We start from the raw sequence: 18,875 nt of genomic DNA, 5'->3' as shown, positions 1-18,875 counted from the left end.
TCATTCGCATAGGCCCGCCGCGGTCAGCGTGATGTGCCGGGCGAGCAGATCCGCCGCGGCGTCGATCTCGCCGGCCAGCGCCGCCTCCTCCAGCGCGCGATGCTCGGCGAGATGGTCGCGCGGGGGTGCGAGATCGGTCGCCCACGCCCGGACCAGCTCGCTCGCCAGCCACAGCCGGTCGAACGTCTCCAGCATCACCGCATTGCCGCAGCCCTCCAGCAGGGCCCGATGAAAGTCCCGATGGGCTCCGTTCCAAACCTTTTCATCGTACGTCGAAGTGCGCGCCAGCCGATGATGAGAAGCCTTGACCCGGGCCTCCCACTCCAGATCCCCGCGCTCGACGGCGAGCCGCAGCACCGCGGGTTCGAACGTGGCGCGGGTCTCGGCGAGGTCCTGCCAGCGGCGGTCGGACGCGGCCGGCACGGCGAAGCCCCGGTTGGTGAGCCGGTCGGCGAGCCCGTCCCCGACCAGGCGGACCAGCGCCTCCCGGACCACGGCGAGACTGACCCCGTCCGCGCTCGCCAGCTCCTGGGGTTTGAGCGCCGCGCCGGGCGCGAACCGCCCGCTCAGGATCCGCTCCCGGAGCGAGGCGTAGACCCGCTCCGACAGCATCTGCTTCGCTTCGACCATGCCGAACATCGTAGACCATCTGCTCGATAATCGATTTTGCGTGCTACGGTCGATCCCACCTGATCGTTCGTGGAAGGACTCAGCACGATGAACGACCCGTTCGCCCGTCATCCCGAGACGGGTACCTTCACGGTCACCAGCACCACCGTGGCCGACGGCGAGGCGTGGAAGTCCGCGCAGTACTCGGGCGCCTTCGGCGTCCCCGGCGGCGAGGACGTCTCGCCCCAGCTGAGCTGGTCCGGCGCCCCGGAGGGCACGAAGAGCTACGCCGTCACCGTCTACGACCCGGACGCCCCGACCCAGTCCGGCTTCTGGCACTGGTCGGTCGCCGACATCCCGGCCTCGGTCACGTCCCTGCCCGAGGGCGGCGACCTCCCCGAGGGCGCCTACCAGCTCCGCAACGACGCCGGCCAGCCCGGCTTCATCGGCGCCGCCCCACCCGCCGGGCACGGGCAGCACCGATACTTCATCACCGTGCACGCCCTGAGCACGGAGAAGATCGGCGTCGGCCCGGACGCCACGCCGGCGGTGCTCGGCTTCACCATGCACACCCAGACCCTGGCCCGCGCCACCATCGTCGCCACCGGCGAGATCCCGGCCGCCTGACGCGCGGTTCCCTCTCCGCTCCGGCGCACCGCCTTCGGGGCATCGCGCCGGAGCGGAGAGGGATTGCGATGCATCTCATCATCGGCTCCGCGGTGCTGACGGGTGCGATGACATGTCGCAGTGCAGCATGATCTCCGACTCGGGAGTCAGCCAGTGGGCCTGGGGGTCAGACGTCGAGTTTGAGGTCCGGGTAGCGGCCGACGATCGAGCGCATGCGCCACTTGTGGGGGAAGGTGGCGAGCAGGGCGCCGTCGCGGACCCGGGTCATCACCTCGACGTTCGACTCCTTGCGGAGGATCTCGCGGCCGGCCTCGTCGGTGCGTGCGGCGATCTCGTACGGGAGGTGGTTGAGGGTGACCTTGACGTTGAACTCGGCCTCGAGGCGGTGGGTCGCGACCTCGAACTGCATCGGGCCGACCGCGGCGAAGACCGGGACGCCGTCGCCGCGCTGCTCGGAGCGGAGGACCTGGACCACGCCCTCGCCGTCGAGCTGTTCGATGCCGCGGCGGAAGCGCTTGTAGGTCGAGGTGTCGTTGGCGGTCACCGCGGCGAAGTGCTCCGGCGGGAAGGACGGCAGCGCCGGGTACTGCACCGCGGTGCCCACGTAGAGCGTGTCGCCGATGCCCAGCGTCGTGGCGTTGACCAGGCCGACCACGTCGCCGGGGTAGGCCTCGTCGATGGTGTCCCGGCCCTGGCCGAAGATCTGCTGGGCGTACTTGGTGGCGAACGGCTTGCCGGTGCCGGCGTGCGTGACGATCATGCCGCGCTCGAACTTGCCGGAGTTGATCCGGACGAAGGCGAGCTGGTCGCGGTGCGTACGGTTCATGTTCGCCTGGATCTTGAAGACGAAACCGGAGAACGCGCCGTCGACGGGATGCTCGCCGCCGGCCACGGTCGGCCGGGCGGTGGGCGGCGGGGCCAGCTCGACCAGGATGTTCAGCAGCTGGCTGACGCCGAGGTTGGCCACCGCCGCGCCGAACAGCACCGGGGTGCTCTTGGCGGCGAGGAAGTCCTTCTCGTCGAAGTCGGCGCCGGTCATCTCGAGAAGCTCCAGCTCCTCGGTCGCGGTGGTCCAGTCCGCGCCGAACCGCTCGGCCGCTTCCTCGGCGCTCATCTCCTCCTCGATGGCGAGGTCGGCGCCGCCGGGCGCGCGCTCCATCCGGACGAACGCGCCGGTGCGGCGGTCGACCACGCCACGGAAGTGCCCGGCGATGCCGACCGGCCAGGTCAGCGGGGTCGGCTTCAGCCCGATCCGCTGCTCGATCTCGTCCATCAGCGCGAGCGCGTCGAGGCCGGGGCGGTCCCACTTGTTGATGAACGTCATCACCGGGATGCCGCGCTGCCGGCACACCTCGAACAGCTTCAGCGTCTGCGGCTCCAGGCCCTTCGCCGCGTCGAGCAGCATCACCGCGCTGTCGACCGCGGTCAGCACCCGGTAGGTGTCCTCGGAGAAGTCGGCGTGGCCGGGCGTGTCCAGCAGGTTGATCACGACGTCCCGGTAGGAGAACTGCAGCGCCGCCGAGGTGACGGAGATGCCGCGCTCCTGCTCCATCGCCATCCAGTCGGAGACCACGCCCTTGCGGTCACCCTTGCCGTGCACCGCGCCGGCCTGCCCGATCACCCGCGCGTGCAGCGCCAGCGCCTCGGTCATCGTCGACTTGCCGGCGTCCGGGTGCGAGATCACCGCGAACGTCCGCCTCCGGCCCGCCTCCGCGGCGACACCCGTTACCGACGACAGCACGTTCTGACTCACGCCCGACTCCCCATTCCACTGCCCAATCCCACTGCTCGGAACCCCGCCGAACTGTATCCCGTCGCCCGCCGCGCCCCTGCGGGACGCCCTGCCCGAGTGACCCCGGCCCCGCTGCCCGATAGTGGACGCCATGAGCTGGTGGCGACGGTCCCGTCCCGTGTACGCCGTCGAGGGGGTCGAGCCGGTGCGCAGTGACGGGTGGGACGTCTATGCCGGGGAGAGCCTGGCCGGGCGTCCGGCGGTGGCCGCCGCGGTCGCCCGGCTGCCCGCGGAGCCGGTGCTGGCGGACCTGCCCGGCTACCTGGCCGTCGCCACCCGGGACGGGCGGGAGTGGGCGCTCAGTCTCGAGGACGGGATGCTGATCGTCTTCGACCTGTCGCGGCCCGGCACCGACACGTTCGAGCAGGTCCTGGCCGCGGCCCCCTGGACGACAACGGTCGAGCGCGTGGATCGCGAAGCCTTTCTCCTCGGTACGGGCGAGAGCCTCCCGGCCGACCTGATCCTGGCCGGGTGCGTCGACGCCTGCGGTACGGCGTACCGGAGACTGCACTTGATCTAGATCTTTGCGCGGTGGTGGGACAGGGTGGTGGCGATCGCGACCAGGAGGGCGGGGGCGCCCAGACGCCAGCCGGCCAGGATCAGGGCGCTGAGAGGGCTGTCGAGCGCGGCCACCTCGTCGGTCACCGTGATCAGGCCGGCGAAGAGGGCCAGGCCCGCGGCGAGCAGCACCCGCTCGTCGATCAGGGTCCAGAGCAGGACGGCGGCGAGCAGCGCGTTCTGCAGCCAGCCGGGCAGCAGGTAGTCGGCGGACCAGGCCAGCCCGAGCAGGATCGGCAGCGGATTGCGTACCGGAGAAGGGGTTCCGGGAAGGAGCAGCAGGACGGCGGCGAGGGTGTAACCGGCCACCGCCGGCACACTGGACTGATCGGTGGCGCACAGCACGAGAGCGCTCGTGGCCAGCGCGAACGCGGGCAGCCGGGCGCCGAACACCACCGCCGCGGCGGCGAGTCCGGCGCAGACCCAGGTGGCGATCATGAGCGTGCTGAGCAGGACCGTGCCGTAGCGCAGGTCCGGTAGCGGGGCGGTGGCGCTCGCCGTCAGCAGCATCAGTGCGGCGGCCCGGGCGGCGTAGAGCCAGCGCCGCGTGACCGGCTGACCCGCGCCGGTCCGGGCCCGCAACCCGCCCACGATCAGCGAGGGCGCCTCGGTGTGCCAGGGGCGGCCGCTCTCCTCGAGGACGCCGAGCATCTCGTCGCGCGGGTGCCCGGCCGGGTAGAGGCGGACCAGCAGGTCGTAACCGGTCATCCTGTTCGTGGTCACGCGGGCCTCGCTCGCAGCACGACCCGGGCCGCCTCGGCCATCCGCGCGGCCTCCGCCAGCAGCGCGTCCTCGCCGTCCGGGGTGAGCGCGTAGTGCCGCCGGGCGCGCCCGTTCACCACCTCGTCGCGGACGACCTCTACCAGGCCCTCGCGCCCGAGCCGGTCGAGTGCCTGGTAGAGCGTGCCGGTCGCGAGCGCCACCCGCTCACCGGAGAGCTCGGCGACGCGCTTGATGATCGCGTAACCGTGCCGGGGCTCCTCCCGCAGGGCGGCCAGGATGAAGTAGGTCGGCTCCCTCATCCGGCCACCATAGGTAAACTACTTACATATGTAAAGAGGCTATCCGAGTGTGTATCGCCGCGGTGGCCGAGCGGGCCACCGACGTGACCCTGCTGGTCGACAACGCCGGGGTGTCGACCTACACGAACCTGCGCTTGGGTACGGAATGGCTCCGGTGTCACCCGCGTGCGTGCCTGCCGGTGGCTGCGGCGTTAACGAGGGCGGGGGTCGGGCCGATGAGAGGTTTGTGAGCGATGTCCTCTACGACGGCGCCCGGACGCGTGTGGTGCGTGACGGGGAAGTGGTGCGGAAGCAGCCGTTCGGAGCGGATGCGCCCAAACGGCTGAGCAATGAGCTCGCGATGTTGCGCCGCCTCGCCGGGGTGCACGGGGTGCCGCAGCTCGCGGTGGATCAGGAGGCCGGGGCGCTGCGGCTGCTCGGTGCCGACGGGGTTCCCCTCGCGGAGCAGGCCAAACCCTGGGATGTCGCCGCGCTGCTGGAGCTCGGGGACGGGCTCGCCCGGATCCTCGCCGCGGTGCACCGGCGCGGCGTCGTGCACCGGGACGTGAGCCCGGCCAACGTGCTCATCCCGGCCGCCGGACTCGGCGGCGGTGGGATCGGCGGCGGCGAGTCCGGCGGTGTGCCCAGCGGCGGCGAGTCCGGCGGTGGGCCGACGCTGATCGATTTCGACCTGGCGGGTGTGCCGGGGGCGGAGTTCGACATGCTCTCCGGGACGCTGCCGTACCTCGCCCCCGAGCAGTCCGGGCGGACCGGGCGCGCCGTCGACCACCGGGCCGACCTCTACGCGCTCGGGGCCACCCTCTACGAGCTCGCCACCGGGGAGCCGCCGTTCGGGCGGGACCGGGAGCCGCTGCACCTGGTCCACGACCACCTCGCGAAGCAGCCCGAGTCGCCGAGCCGGATCGATCCGCGGATACCCGGGCAGCTGTCGGCGATCCTGCTGCGACTGCTGAGCAAGGAGCCCGAGCAGCGGTATCAGAGCGGCGAGGGGCTCGCGTACGACCTGGAGCGCCTGAAGAGCGGGAACACCGGGTTCCTCCTCGGCGAGCGGGACTTCCCGATCCGGTTGACGCCGCCGGTCCGGCTGGTCGGGCGGGAGGAGCCGGTCGCCCGGCTGCGGGCCCTCCTGAACGCGGGGGAGCGGGGACTCGCGCTGGTCAGCGGGCCGCCCGGCGTCGGGAAGACCGCGGTCATCGAGCAGATGCGGCCCGTCGTCACCGCGGCGGGCGGGCACTTCGTGACCGGGAAGTTCGATCAGTTCCGGCGGGATCAGGGCGCGGACGCGGTACGGCAGGCGTTCACCGCGCTCGGCGGGCAACTGCTGGCGGAATCGGATTTCGACGCCGACGAGCTGCGGACCGCGCTCGGGGTCAACGCCGGGCTCGCCGCGGCCGTGCTGCCGACCTTCGCGGCGCTGCTCGGGGTGCCGCCCGAGGAGGTCGACGACCCCTGGCACGCGACGGCGCGGATCCGGCAGATGGGGCGGGACATCCTCCGCACCGTGGCGAGCCCGGCGCGGCCGCTGGTCATCGTCGTCGACGACCTGCAGTGGGGTGGCCCGGCGGCGAGCGGCTGGCTCGACGACATCCTGGAACACCCGGATCTGCCGGGCGTCCTGGCGATCGGCGCCTATCGCGAGGCGGAGGTCGACGAGTCCCATCCGCTTGCCGCCGTCGTCTCACGGCTGCAGCGGGATGCGGGCAATACCGCGTACATCAGACTGGAGAACCTGCCGGCGGCCGAGATGAGTGAGCTGCTCGCGGAGATGCTGCGGATGTCGGTCGTCGAGACCGAAGGTCTCGCGGCGGAGCTGGCGGTACGCACCGGCGGGAACCCGTTCGACACGGTGGAGCTGGTCAACGCGCTGCGCGGCGAGGGCCGGCTGGTGCCGGAGGGCGATCGCTGGATCTGGGACGCGTACGAGCTGCGCCGCTTCGTCGGCAGCACCGACGTCGCGGACCTGCTCGACGCGCGGATCGAGGCGCTGCCCGAGGCCACCCGGGAGCTTCTGGAGATCATGGCGTGCCTCGGCGGGGAGGTCGGCCGGGAGCTGCTCTGCGCGGCCGCCGGGATGCCGGACGTCGACGTCGCGCTGGCGCCCGCGGTCGAGGACGGCCTGGTCACCGCCGAGGGTTTCCGGCACGACCGGGTGCAGCAGAGCGCGTACCGCAGGATCGGGCCGGAGCGGCACGCCCGGCTGGCGCACGAGGTGGCGGTCCGGCTCGCCGGCACTCCCGGATGCGAGCTGGCCGCGGCCACCCAGTACCTCGTGTGTCTGGATCTGATCACCGAGCCGGACGACCGGCACGCGGTGGGTCTGCTGCTGCGCGAGGCGGGCGCGATCGCCCGTTCGTACACCAACCACGCGGCGGCCGGCACCTTCCTCGCGGCCGCCGTCGCCCTGCTCGGCACCGGCGACCCGGACCGGCGGGAGACCCTGGCCGCCTGGCACACCGCGCTGTGCGTTCTCGGGCGCTTCGACGAGGCGGACGAGGTCTACGCGGAGATCGATAAGCCGGGCGCCGATCCGGTCCTGGTCGCCGCGGTCGCCGCCGAGCAGGTGGTCAGCCTGGTCAACCGCGGTCAGATGCTGGCCGCCCTCGACCTCGGGCGGGCCAAGCTCGCGGCGCTCGGCGTCGATGTCCCGGAGGATCCGGGCGCGGCCGTGGCGGCCGGGTTCGCCGGATTCCACGCCTGGCTGGCCGACGGCGACGCGGAGAGTGACCTGCGGCGGCCGACCATCACCGATCAGCGGCTGCTGGTCACCGCGCGGCTGATCGACCGGCTCGGGCCGGCCGCGTTCTACGCCGACAAGACGACGATGGCGTGGCTGGTGATGCTCGCCGTCGACCTCTGGTGGCGGCACGGCACGGCGGCCGAACTGGTCGGCGCGGCAGCCTTCATCAGCTTCATCACCGCAGCTCAGGGCGACTTCCGCAGCGGCTACGAGGCGAACCGGCGGCTGATCGCGGTGGGCGCCGCCCGGGGCTGGGAGCCGGCCGTCTCGCACGCCCGGTACCTGCACGCGCTCGCCGGGCTGACCTACTTCGAACCGGTGGAGCACGGGCTGCGGACCGCCCACGAGGCCCGCGACGGGCTGCTGCGCGGCGGCGACGTGACCGGTGCGGTGTCGACCGCGTTCGCCTCGGTGCCCCAGATCCTGGACTGCGCCGACGTCGACACCTACGCCGCCGAGGTCGGCACGGTCCGGGCGATGGCCGAGCGGATCGGCTACGGCGTGATCATCCAGGCGGCGGCCATTCACGGTCAGCTGGTTAGCGTGCTGCGGGGCGAGGCGGATCCCGGTGATCTCGCGCCGCCGCCGGGCCTGGCGGAGAACCCGCCGCTGCACTGCTGGTTCGAAACGGTCCGGGCGATCGCCGCGGCGGTCTTCCTCGACGACCGGGCGCTGGCCCGGTCCGGCGCCGCGGCGGTCGCGCTCACCCCGGCCGTCCCCGGCACCTACGTGGTCCCGCAGGCCCATCTGATGGGCGCGCTGGGTGCCGCGGTCCGGCTTCGGGAGTCCGGTTCCGACGTACGGGCCCGGGCTCTCGCCGATCTCACGGAGTGTCGCGACTTCCTCGCCGCCCGCGCCGCCGACCAGGTGCGCAACTACGGGCACCTGCACCGGTTCGCCGAGGCCGTCCACGCGTGGGCCACCGGTGACCACCTGACCGCCGCCCGTGCCTTCAACATCGCGCTCACCGACGTCGCCGGCGTGGACCGGCCCTGGCACGCCGCGCTGATCGCCGAGCACGCCGCCCGGTTCCACCTGGAGCAGGGGATGGAGCACACCGGCCGCCAGCTGCTCGGCACCGCGCTGCGGGCGTACGCCGCCTGGGGCGCGCACGGCAAGACCGTCCGGCTCGCCCGGGAGTACCCGTTCCTCGCCGAGGGCCGGGTGGACACCTCACACAGCGTCAACCTGTCGATCGAGGCGATCGACGTCGTCGGGATGCTCGAAGCCGCCCGTGTGCTGAGTTCCGAGACCGATCTGGATAGCCTGCGCACCACCGTCGAACGGGTGCTCGGCGCGATGACCGGGGCGACCTCCGTACGTCTGCTGATCGCGGACCCGGAAGCCGGGGGCTGGACGCTGCCGACCGCCGCGGGGCTGCCGTCGCAGGCGCTCGCCGAGGTGGTGCCGATGTCCGCCGTGCACTACGCCGAACGGCTCGGCGAACCGATGCTGGTGGACGACGCGGCGCGCGACGACCGGGTGGCACGGGACCCGTACCTGACCGGGAAGGAACACTGCTCGCTGCTGGTCGTGCCGGTGCACGGGGCGATGCTGGTGCTGGAGAACACGCTGATCCGGCGGGCGTTCACCACGGCCCGGCTGAACGCGGTGACCATGCTGGCCGGGCAGCTCTCGGTCTCGCTCGACAACGCCCGGCTCTACGCGTCGCTGGAGCGCAAGGTCGCCGAGCGTACCGCGGAACTCGCCGTGGCGAACCAGCGCCTGGAACTGCTCACGGTGACCGACCCGCTCACCGAACTACCGAACCGCCGCCACCTGACCGACACCCTCGACCAGGAGTGGGGGCGGGCGCAGCGCTCCGGCGAACCGATCGGCCTCGCGATGATCGACATCGACGAGTTCAAGAAGTACAACGACCACTACGGCCACCAGGGCGGGGACGACTGCCTGCGGCTGGTGGCCGGTGCGCTGCGGACCGGGGTACGCAGCACGGATCTGGTCGCGCGCTACGGCGGCGAGGAGTTCTGCATCGTGATGCCCGGCGCCGCCCCGGCGAACGCCCTGGTGATGGCCGAGCGGGTGTGCCGCTCGGTGGCCGACCTGCGCGAGCCGCACGAGGCCTCGGCCATCGGCATCGTCACGATCAGCATCGGCGTGGCCTCCGCGGTCCCGTTCCCGGGCGCCGTCCCCGACCAGTTGATCAAACTGGCCGACGAGGCGTTGTACGAGGCCAAGCGGATGGGCCGCAACCGCGCGATGGGCCACGAGTCCGACGTGTGATCTCTCGCCCGCCGCCCCGGCACCCGCTTGATCGTGTGCACCCGTGGCCCCGTCGGTGCTGTTCGTGTGCGCGCGCCGCCCGGCCCGCGCTGTTCGTGTGTGCGTGCCGCCCGGTCGGCGGTGTTGGTGTGTGCGTGCCGCCCGGTCGGCGTTGTTCGTGTGTGCCCGCGGCTCGGTCGCTGCCGTTTGGGTGCGTGCGTCGCCTGGCCCGCACCGGATGGGCCGACAGGACGACCTCCGTGCACCGGCTGGGAGGGTGGGCTCGCGTTGTTCGGCCGGCGTGCGGGTAATCCCGCGGCGCCGGCCGGGAGCGGGGGTCAGCGGAGGGCGGTCAGCAGCTTCTGGTGGGCCGCGTCCAGGTCGGCCGCCGGGACGTCGTGCTGGACCTTGGCGAAGTCGAAATCGGACATGGACCAGGCGGGGAAGACGTGGATGTGGGCGTGTGGCACCTCGAAACCGGCGACGATCAGGCCGACCCGCGGGGCGTCGAAGGCGCGCTTGAGGGCCCGGCCGACGGTGTGGGCGACGGTCATCGCGTGGGACCAGACCTCGGGGTCCAGGTCGGTCCACTCGTCGACCTCGGCGCGCGGGACGACCAGCGTGTGCCCGGCGTTGAGCGGGGCGATGGTGAGGAACGCGGCGACCCGGTCGTCGCTGTGGACGATCCGACCGGGCAGTTCGCCGTTGATGATCTTCGTGAAGACGGTGGCCATGCGCTCCATTCTGGCCGGGTACGCAACCCGGGCGACATCGCATTGACACACTTCGCTGGTGCGCCGACGATGGGAGCGCTCCCAATCATTCCGTCGCTTCCAGGGAGATCGACGTGCCGAAACCCCTTCTCCGGCGCGCGCTCGCGAGCACCGTCCTGCTCGCCGCGCTCACCGCCGTATCCCCTCCCGCCGCCGGCGCGGCAGCACCGGCAGACAGCACGATCGCCGACAGCATGGTCGTCGACAGCACGGTCGTCGACAGCGCGGTCGCCGACAGCACGACCGTCGCCGTCGACGTCGATGTGCGCGCCGGGCTCGCCGCCGTCGGTGACGTCGCGCTCGGTGTCAACCACGCCGTCTGGGACTCGCAGCTCGGCACCCCCCGCCGTCGCCGGACTGCTGAAGGACGCCGGAGTCACGATGCTGCGCTACCCCGGCGGCTCGTACGCCGACATCTACCACTGGGCCGACAACAGCGCGCCCGGCGGCTACGTCGCGCCGGACACCGACTTCGACACGTTCATGGCCGGCGCCCGGCGGACCGGCGCCGAACCGATGATCATCGCGAACTACGGGACCGGGACCGCGCAGGAGGCCGCCGACTGGGTGCGCTACGCCAACGTGACCAAGGGTTACGGCGCGAGGTACTGGACGATCGGGAACGAGAACTACGGCAACGGCCACTACGGCGCCGCCTGGGAGGCCGACGAGCACGCCGACAAGAGCCCGAAGGAGTACGCCGCGACCGTCGTCGCCTACTCGCGGGCGATGAAGGCCGTCGACCCGACCATCAAGATCGGTGCGGTGCTGACCATGCCGGCGAACTGGCCGGACGGCCTGGTCGGCACCGGCGACGCGGGTACCTGGAACCAGGAGGTGCTCACCCGCGCGGGTTCGGCCATCGACTTCGCCGACGTCCACTGGTACCCCGGCGGCGCCACACCGGCCGAGACCCTCACCAGGACCGCGCACATCACCGACGCCGTCTACCTCCTGCGGCAGCAGATCTCCGCGTACGCCGGAAGCAGCGCCGACCGGATCGGAATAAGCATGACGGAGACGAATGTCGAGGTCGGGCGGAACACCACGCCGGGAGCGCTCTACCTCGCGGACGTCTACAGCGGCCTGCTCGCCCAGGGCGTCTTCACCGTCCAGTGGTGGAACGTCCACAACGGCCTCGGCACCGTGTCGACCGTGGCCGGACAGACGGACTACGGTGACTACGGGCTGCTGTCCAGCGGAAACTGCACTTCCGACGGTACGGTGTGCGAACCGGCGCTGAACACGCCGTTCGCCCCCTACTACGCGCTCTCGATGGTCGGGGACTTCGCGCAGCCCGGTGACCGGTTCGTCGGCACCGGCACGGACGACCCGCTGGTCGGCGCGCACGCGGTGCGCCGGGCGAACGGGGACCTCGCGGTGCTGCTGATCAACAAGGATCCGGACGCGGCGCGGACCGTCGCGCTGCACGTCAACGGGTTCACGCCCTCGTCCGCGGCGCCGGTGGTGGAGACGTTCACCGGTGGGGCGCCCACGTCGTCCGAGGGCGGGGAGGCTCTGCCGCCGTATCTGCCGCCGTACTCGATAAGCCTGATGACCCTGCACCCGGCCGACGCCGCCAGCACGGTGCCGGTGGCGCCCGGAAGGCCGTCGGTGACCGTGACCGATCACACCGCGACGCTCTCCTGGACGGCCACCGGGACGGGCGTGAAGTACGAGGTCTACCGGCAGAACGGTGGCGCGGCCGAGCAGCTCGGCGAGACCACCGGGACGTCGCTGACCGTGGGTAACCTGGAGCCGGGCCACCGGTACACGGTGAACGTGCTGGCCCGCGACGGCAGCGGGCGGGTGTCGGCCCCCTCGGCACCGCTGACCTTCGTCACCGGGACCCCGGCGACCTCGTCGTGCACGGTGCGCTTCCGGGACACCAGCGACTGGGGGAGCGGGTACGTCGGCTCCATCGACGTCACCAACAGCGGGGCGACCCCGATCACCGGGTGGACCCTGACGTTCAGCTGGCCCACCACGTGGCAGGACCTGAGCGGGGGCTGGAGCGCCACCTGGGAGCAGACCGGCCGGACCGTACGGGTGACCAGCGACGGGGGATTGGCGGCCGGCGCCTCGGCGAACGTGGGGTTCGTGGGCTCCTACAGCGGCCCGAACGTCCTGCCGTCGGTCTTCACCCTGAACGGAACGGTCTGCACCACGGCTACGTCGTAGACGCTCGCCGCACCATCTCGGTGCCGGCCGTCTCCGCTTTCATCCCGCCGAGCAGCCCGGAAGGATCGAGTCCGGCCGGGCGCTTGGCCACCCGCTCGGTGGTCAGCGCCCGGCCGGCACGTGGCGTGTCCCTCAGCCCGGCTGGGCGTCCCACCAGCGAGGCGTGAGGTCGTCCGCCTCGTCGGGGCTGCTGAAGTGGAACGGGACGCCGAAGTGCCGGGCGACGGCCTGCCCCTGCTCGGCGGCCCGCTGTGCCTCCGGCCACGGCGGGACCTCCCCGGTGAACAGGCGCATGTCGCCGCCGTCGCGGTACGTCGTCAGCGGCGTCTCGTCGAAGCGGGCGTGATCGCGGCCGGGCCGTCGCACGATCACCTGCAGGCGTACGAACCAGCCCTGCGTGTCGCCGTCCCACGTCGCCTCGACGGCGGCCAGGGGATCGGTGACCAGGGCGGCCGTCGCGATCAGCTCCGCCACCGTGGGCGGCGGTGCCGGTGGCGCGAGACGGCCCTGCTCGTCGAGCTCCGCACGGCGGGCCACCAGTAGGTCCTGGGCCTGGTACAGCCCGGGGACCGGCTCCAGCCCGCCCTCCAGGCGCATCAGCCGGACGCCCTGGAGCAACCGGCCGGCGATCAGCAGGACGTCGAGCCGGTCGCGCAGATCCTCGCTCAGCGCGTCCCACCGCGGATCGGGCCGGTCTATGCTCCCATGTCACCACACTCGATCAACCGGAAAATCGTCGTACCCACGGTCTAGTGTCCGCGGCATGGCGATTCCCTCGCGTGTGCCGATCGCGCACGAACCCGGCTACCGGACCGACACCATCGGCACCTATGACGACGGGCAGTTCTTCGGGTCGGTCACCGCGGTGCTCGTGCCCGGCGACAAGCGCTGGTATGCGGTGCTGCACCGCTTCGACGCCGGGGGACGCCACCGCGAGTCGGAGATCCGGGCCGCCGGGTCGCCCGGGGAGGCGTCGGAGCTGCTGACCGGGTGGCTCGGCGCGCTGCCGGGGCGGGCCTTCGGGGACATCGCCGTCGGCCTGTTCCAGGTGGAGGTGGACGGCCACGTGTTCGGGCTGATCGACGGTTCGGAGGAGTACGACGGCGAGGACCACGCCGAGCTGGTGCCGGACATGCTGGGCTTCGACGACCCGTGGGACGGCCTCTACGACACGTGAGCTCCCGCCACTGCGATCGTGGTGGGATGGCCGCGATCGAGGGGAGGGCACGGCTCAGGCCTTCTTCTGGTGGAGGCGCTTGTAGACCGGGGCCAGCTGTTTGTGCAGGCAGGTGTAGGTCTCGAAGATGCCGTTGTAGGTCTCGTGGTCGGCGCCCGGCGTGAACACGTCGTCGTTGCGGGCGAGGTCCGAGATGTCGGAGAAGGAGATCATCCCGGCGCCGACCGCACCGATCCAGCCGGCGCCGCGCGCGTTGACCGTGACCGGGTTCGCGTCGCGGCGGATCTCCACGCCGAGTACGTCGGCGAAGATCTGGCACCACGAGCTGGAGCGCGCCGCCCCGCCGGTGATGACCATCGTGGAGACCGGTGCGCCGAGGAATCTGTTGACCGGGGCCATCATCCAGCGGGTGTTCAGCGCGACCCCCTCGAAGACCGCGCGCAGCAGGTCCGAGCGGTTCGTCTCCAGGGAGATGTTCAGGAAGCCGGCCCGCAGGTTCGGGTCGTCGACCGGGGCGCGCTCGCCGTAGAGCCACGGCATGTAGAGGACCCCGTCGGAGCCCGCCGGCACCGACGGGATGATCTTGTCGAAGGCGTCGAAGATGCTGCCCTCGTCGCGGGTGACGTGGCCTGCCGAGACCAGCGGGTCGTCGAACTCGACGATCTTGTCGCGCAGCCAGGTCAGGTTGGCGCCGGCGGTGGCCTGCAGCGCGGTCATCAGGTAGCGGTCCGGGATGGCGCACGGGATCGACGCGATGCCGCTGAACACGTCGGTCTTCTTCGCCGGGACGTGCGCGGCGATCCACGACGAGGTGCCCAGGTACAGGTGCGGCTCGTTGTCGCGGACCGTACCGGCGCCGATCGCGGCCGCGGTGTTGTCGATCGCGCCGGCGACGACCCGGATCGAGCAGGGGAGCCCGAGGTGATCGGCAGCACTGGGGGCGAGCGTGCCGATCACCTCGGTGCATTTCACGATCGGCGGGAACTTGTCCCGGTCGATCCCGCTGGCGGCGACCAGCGACGGGGCGTACCGGATCGCCTCGGGCTTCCGGTTGTCGGTGACCCAGGAGGTCAGGATCGAGTCGACGGTCGCCACCGTGCGGCCGGTGAGCTTCAGGTTGATCCAGTCGAGCACGTTGAGGAACGTCGCCGTCCGGGCGTACACCTCGGGCATCTCGTCGCGGATCAGCAGCATGTGCGCCGCCGGATCCTTTCCGGTCACCGACGGCATCCCACCGGTGAGCCGCAGCCACCGTGCGATCCTTCCCAGACCCATTCCCTGGTACGCCGGGAAGCCGCCGAACTGCTTGCGCAGATGCGCCGCGCCTCGCATGTCCAGCCACGAGACGCATCGGGTGAGCGGGTTCCCGTCCGCGTCCACCGCGATCGTCCCCTCGCCCTGGGTCGAGGAGCAGATCGTGGTCACCGCCCGCACGTGGTCCGGGTACGCCCGCCCGAGGTCGGCGACGACCTCGGCGAGCGCGTCCCACCAGGCGACCGGGTCCTGCTCGGCGCCGCCGCCGGGCAGGACGTGCAGCGGCACCGGGCGCTCGGCCCAGCCCGTGACGGCGCCGTCGGCGGCGACCAGGGCGGCCTTCATCCCGGAGGTGCCGAGGTCGATCGCCAGGACCTGAGGGGCGATGGTCAACGTCAGACCCCCTCGACCAGCGCGAAGACCTGGTCGAACCGGTTCAGAGCGTCGTCGATGACCTCGTCGGTGTCGGCGAGCGAGGTGTACATCCGCGACCCGGCGAGGGTGATGATGCCGTGCGCCGCGTACGCCGCGCCCATCTGCTCCATCAGCACCTTGCGGCCCTTGTTCTCCTTGAGCAGCTTGACCGGGTTGCGCATGTCGAGCAGCATCACGCCGCTGCACTCCAGGTGGACGATCGACCCCTGGTTGTACGCGACGTACGGGAGACCGTACTTGTCGATCAGCTTCTGCAGGCCCCGGGTGAGCCGGTCACCGGCCCGCCCGGCGATCACCGGCGCGTTCGTGCGGGCCATCTCCTGGATCGCGAAGTACCCGGCCGCGCAGGAGAGCGGGTTCGCCGAGAGCGTGCCGCCGACCTGGATGTGCGCGCCGCTCTTGCCGTCCAGCCCGGAGCCGAACGCGCTCATCACCGTCGTGCTGCCGCCGACGCCGCCGGCCATCGGGTAACCGCCGGAGACGGCCTTGCCGAAGACGGTCAGGTCCGGGGTGACCCCGAAGTAGCCGGCCGCGCCGCCCATGCCGCTCCGGAAGCCGGTGACCACCTCGTCGAAGATCAGCAGGGCGCCGAACTCGTCGCAGAGCTTGCGGACCGCGGCGTTGTACCCGTGCGGCACCGGCCGGGTGCCGGACTCCGGGCCGAACGGCTCGACGATCACCGCGGCGGTGCCACCGCGCAGCCGGTTCTCGATCAGCTTGCGCTTGAGGGTGCCCAGGTCGTGCGGGAAGGCCTCCCGGGTACGCCCGGTGGCCCCCCACGGGATGCCCTTGGCGTTCATCCGGAAGCTGCCCGGCACCCGGAGCCCGTAGACGACCGTGTCCGACCAGCCGTGGTACGCGCCGCCGACCTTGATGACCATCTTCTTGCCGGTGTGCGCCCGCGCCGCGCGGACCGCCGCCATCACGGCCTCCGTGCCGGAACCGAGCGACCGGTACATCTCGATGTGCGGCATGTACCTGTTGATGATCTCGGCGAGCTTCAACTCGTACTCGTGGAAGAGGCCGGTGACCGGACCGCTCTCCTTGACCACCGCCGCGACCTGCTCGTTGACCGGGCCGTAGTTGCTGCCCAGGATGGTCGGGCCGCCGGCCTGCAGGAAGTCGATGTAGACGTTGCCGTCCCGGTCGGTCAGGTGCGCGCCCTCGGCCTTATCGATGGCGAGCGGGAACGGGTAGTTGAAGGCCAGGTTGTGCTGGACGCCGCCGGGGATGCGCTTCTTGGCCCGGTCGGTGATCTCCCTACTGGCCGTGCACTTGGTCTCGAAGTAGTTGAGCACGTCGAGCAGCGCGTCGTGCCGCAGCCCGCGGACCGGCTGGGCGACGAGAGCCTTGAGCCGCCGCATGGTGTCCTCGACGTCGAGGTACTCACTGATCATGTAGCCGTGCTCTTCGGTCTCCGCCGCGATCTCCGGGACGTCGGCGACCGACGGCAGCTCCTCGTCCTCGGCGACCCGGATCGGCTCCACGGCGTCGACGATCTGCGAGGCGATCCGCTTCTCGTCCTTCTTCAGCTTCGAGAAGGCGATCTCGCGGATGGTGTCCGGGATCGTGTAGACCTTGCCGGCCTCCGAGGTCAGCGCCATCAGGTAGGCGATCGACACCTTCTCCAGCAGCGCCATGTTGAAGACGGCCCGCGACGGGTCGGTGCCGACCGCGACCACGCCGTGGTTGGCGATGATGAAGGCGTTGTCGCCGCTCTTCACCTTCTTCTGCACGTTCTTGGCGAGGAAGCCGGTGCCCGACGGCGCGTAGTCGATGATCGCGACCTCCTTGCCGAGGAAGCGCACCTGCTCGTCGGTGAGCGCCGGGATCGGCTTGCGGAGGAAGGCCAGCGCCGAGGCGTACGGCTGGTGGGTGTGCACGATCGCGTTGACGTCCGGGCGCTCGCGGTAGATGTTCGCGTGCATCCCGCACTCGATCGACGGCACCAGGCCACCCGCGCCGCCCTCGTCCGGCACGTGCTTGCCGTTGAAGTCGACGATGCAGACGTCCTCGACCCGCATCTTGTCGTAGTCGTAGTTGCTCGGTGTGACGGCGTACAGCTCGTGGCCCGGGATGCGCACCGAGACGTTGCCCTCGGTGGCCTTCAGGTAGCCGCGGTCGAGCATCGTCCGGCACATCTCGACGACGTGGGAACGGGACATCTGATATTTCACGGTGTCATCGTCATGCGGAACGCCGAGCGAAGCACCGTCGTGACGGCAGCAATCTGAGGCCGTACGTTTATAACGCGGTGACAAAATCGCGGGCGATGACCACCGATCCGGCGACGCCCTGGCGTCGTCTCCCCACCGACCTGGCCGGCGCCATGCGACCGCGGCTGCCCGACGCCGTGCGGTCGATCGCCGGGGCGGTCACCGAGACGCTGCCCGATTTCGCCGCTTCCGGCGGGGAGAAGTTCGAGCGCGACGTGCGGACCGCCGTGCAGGTCGCCCTGGAGCGCTTCATCGACCTGGCCGGCACCGGCGAACCCGCGCTGCCGCCCGGCATCCGGGAGGTCTTCGTGGCGCTCGGCGCCGCCGAGGCCCGGGAGAACCGGGGGCCGGAGACGCTGCTCGCGGCCCTGCGCACCGCCGCCCGGCTGATGTTGCGGGCCGCGTCGCAGGCGCTCGCCGAGTCCCGCCAGGTCAGCGTCGACGAGATCATCGACCTCTCCGACGCGACCAGCGCCTACGTCGACGAGCTCGCCACCGCCTGCACCGAGGGACTCGCCCGCCAGCTGCGCGAACAGGCCGGCGAGGGGGAGCGGCGCCGCCGTCAGGTCGCCGACCTGCTGCTGCGCGGCGGCGCCTCGCCGGACACCGCCCGGGACGCCGCCGCCGTGATCGGCTGGCCGGTCCTGGACACCGTGGTCCCGGTGCTGCTGCCGCCCGACCAGGCGCGCGACGCCCGGTTCCGGTTCGCCACCGACGGCGTGGTCGCCGAGCGGGGCCACGACGCCGTGCTGCTGCTGCGGGCCGGGCCGCGGACCGACCGGGCCGCGCTCACCGAGGCGCTGCGCGGCCGGAGCGCGGTGGTCGGCCCGCCCGCGCCGTGGACCGAGGTGCCCCAGTCGGTGCTGCTGGCCGAGCGCACCGGCTTCGGCACCGGCCGGGAACCGGTCTTCGTCGAGGACCACCTCGCCGCGCTGGCCCTGCGGGGCGAGCCGGGCGCGCTGGCCGTGCTCGCCGCGCGGCGCCTCGCGCCGCTGGCGGGACTCCGCCCCGGCCAGCGCGATCAGCTGCTGCTCACCCTGGAGAGCTGGTTGCGCCACTGGGGTTCCCGTACGGCCGTGGCCGCCGAGCTCTTCGTGCACCCGCAGACCGTCAGCTACCGCCTGCACCGCCTGCGCGACCTGCTCGGCGACGACCTGGACGACCCTGCGGCCCGCTTCGAACTCCAGCTGGTCCTGGTCTCCACCCGTCCCCGTGTCTGATACCGGTCACTACTCCGCTTTTCGGTCCATGCCGTCCGCCAGTCCCGGGCG

Annotated in this window: 15 protein-coding genes; 6 read left to right on the top strand and 9 right to left on the bottom strand. The window is 71.7% G+C overall.

The window, feature by feature from the left end:
• Complete coding sequence (locus AB0M08_RS15845) at positions 1–630, bottom strand: GntR family transcriptional regulator (RefSeq protein ID WP_364493104.1); 630 nt, start codon at positions 628–630, stop codon at positions 1–3.
• Between the two features lie 87 nt (positions 631–717).
• Between AB0M08_RS15845 and AB0M08_RS15840 the strand changes: the two genes are divergently transcribed.
• Positions 718–1,236, top strand: a complete 519-nt coding sequence (locus AB0M08_RS15840; protein ID WP_364493103.1) for a YbhB/YbcL family Raf kinase inhibitor-like protein — start codon at positions 718–720, stop codon at positions 1,234–1,236.
• A gap of 166 nt (positions 1,237–1,402) precedes the next feature.
• On the opposite strand, the gene AB0M08_RS15835 is transcribed toward AB0M08_RS15840, so the two are convergent.
• Positions 1,403–2,989, bottom strand: a complete 1,587-nt coding sequence (locus AB0M08_RS15835; RefSeq protein WP_364493101.1) for a peptide chain release factor 3 — start codon at positions 2,987–2,989, stop codon at positions 1,403–1,405.
• Between the two features lie 130 nt (positions 2,990–3,119).
• On the opposite strand from AB0M08_RS15835, the gene AB0M08_RS15830 reads away from it, so the two are divergent.
• Entirely contained in the window at positions 3,120–3,548 is a 429-nt protein-coding gene (locus AB0M08_RS15830) for a hypothetical protein (RefSeq protein ID WP_364493099.1), read from the top strand.
• Here the strand turns inward: AB0M08_RS15830 and AB0M08_RS15825 are convergent.
• Both AB0M08_RS15825 and AB0M08_RS15820 read right to left on the bottom strand, forming a co-directional pair.
• Positions 3,545–4,309, bottom strand: coding sequence for a hypothetical protein (locus tag AB0M08_RS15825; RefSeq protein WP_364493097.1), 765 nt, complete (start codon positions 4,307–4,309; stop codon positions 3,545–3,547). The genes AB0M08_RS15830 and AB0M08_RS15825 overlap by 4 nt on opposite strands.
• Positions 4,306–4,608 (bottom strand): PadR family transcriptional regulator, encoded by a 303-nt coding sequence (locus tag AB0M08_RS15820; RefSeq protein WP_364493096.1) that lies wholly within the window; start codon positions 4,606–4,608, stop codon positions 4,306–4,308. The genes AB0M08_RS15825 and AB0M08_RS15820 overlap by 4 nt, the downstream gene beginning before the upstream one ends.
• A 226-nt stretch (positions 4,609–4,834) precedes the next feature.
• Between AB0M08_RS15820 and AB0M08_RS15815 the strand changes: the two genes are divergently transcribed.
• The gene (locus tag AB0M08_RS15815; RefSeq protein WP_364493094.1) at positions 4,835–9,589 is read left to right on the top strand and encodes a diguanylate cyclase; all 4,755 of its coding nucleotides are present in this window, start codon (positions 4,835–4,837) and stop codon (positions 9,587–9,589) included.
• 317 nt (positions 9,590–9,906) lie between these two features.
• Here the strand turns inward: AB0M08_RS15815 and AB0M08_RS15810 are convergent, their stop codons facing one another.
• Together AB0M08_RS15810 and AB0M08_RS15805 are read right to left on the bottom strand one after the other, a co-directional pair.
• Positions 9,907–10,302 carry an HIT family protein gene (locus AB0M08_RS15810; RefSeq protein ID WP_364493093.1) on the bottom strand — a complete coding sequence of 132 codons (396 nt, stop codon included), beginning with the start codon at positions 10,300–10,302 and terminating at the stop codon, positions 9,907–9,909.
• An 85-nt stretch (positions 10,303–10,387) separates the two neighbouring features.
• Positions 10,388–10,582 carry a hypothetical protein gene (locus tag AB0M08_RS15805; RefSeq protein ID WP_364493091.1) on the bottom strand — a complete coding sequence of 65 codons (195 nt, stop codon included), beginning with the start codon at positions 10,580–10,582 and terminating at the stop codon, positions 10,388–10,390.
• A gap of 140 nt (positions 10,583–10,722) precedes the next feature.
• Here AB0M08_RS15805 and AB0M08_RS15800 point away from each other — a divergent pair, with 140 nt between their 5' ends.
• On the top strand, positions 10,723–12,522 hold the full coding sequence (locus AB0M08_RS15800) for a cellulose binding domain-containing protein (protein WP_364493089.1): 1,800 nt from the start codon (positions 10,723–10,725) through the stop codon (positions 12,520–12,522).
• 132 nt (positions 12,523–12,654) lie between these two features.
• Here AB0M08_RS15800 and AB0M08_RS15795 read toward each other — a convergent pair whose 3' ends face one another.
• Positions 12,655–13,140 carry a hypothetical protein gene (locus AB0M08_RS15795; RefSeq protein ID WP_364493087.1) on the bottom strand — a complete coding sequence of 162 codons (486 nt, stop codon included), beginning with the start codon at positions 13,138–13,140 and terminating at the stop codon, positions 12,655–12,657.
• 145 nt (positions 13,141–13,285) lie between these two features.
• On the opposite strand from AB0M08_RS15795, the gene AB0M08_RS15790 reads away from it, so the two are divergent.
• The gene (locus tag AB0M08_RS15790; RefSeq protein ID WP_364493085.1) at positions 13,286–13,699 is read left to right on the top strand and encodes a hypothetical protein; all 414 of its coding nucleotides are present in this window, start codon (positions 13,286–13,288) and stop codon (positions 13,697–13,699) included.
• A 54-nt stretch (positions 13,700–13,753) separates the two neighbouring features.
• Here AB0M08_RS15790 and AB0M08_RS15785 read toward each other — a convergent pair whose 3' ends face one another.
• Together AB0M08_RS15785 and AB0M08_RS15780 are read right to left on the bottom strand one after the other, a co-directional pair.
• The gene (locus AB0M08_RS15785) at positions 13,754–15,346 is read right to left on the bottom strand and encodes an FGGY-family carbohydrate kinase (RefSeq protein WP_364493083.1); all 1,593 of its coding nucleotides are present in this window, start codon (positions 15,344–15,346) and stop codon (positions 13,754–13,756) included.
• 2 nt (positions 15,347–15,348) lie between these two features.
• Entirely contained in the window at positions 15,349–17,565 is a 2,217-nt protein-coding gene (locus AB0M08_RS15780) for an aminotransferase class III-fold pyridoxal phosphate-dependent enzyme (RefSeq protein ID WP_364493081.1), read from the bottom strand.
• A gap of 95 nt (positions 17,566–17,660) precedes the next feature.
• Here AB0M08_RS15780 and AB0M08_RS15775 point away from each other — a divergent pair, with 95 nt between their 5' ends.
• Positions 17,661–18,824 carry a helix-turn-helix domain-containing protein gene (locus AB0M08_RS15775; RefSeq protein ID WP_364493080.1) on the top strand — a complete coding sequence of 388 codons (1,164 nt, stop codon included), beginning with the start codon at positions 17,661–17,663 and terminating at the stop codon, positions 18,822–18,824.
• The last annotated feature ends 51 nt before the right edge of the window (positions 18,825–18,875 follow it).

It is taken from the genome of Actinoplanes sp. NPDC051851 (genome assembly GCF_040681165.1).
Classification (GTDB): domain Bacteria; phylum Actinomycetota; class Actinomycetes; order Mycobacteriales; family Micromonosporaceae; genus Actinoplanes.
This window is presented reverse-complemented; position numbering and strand designations above follow the sequence as displayed.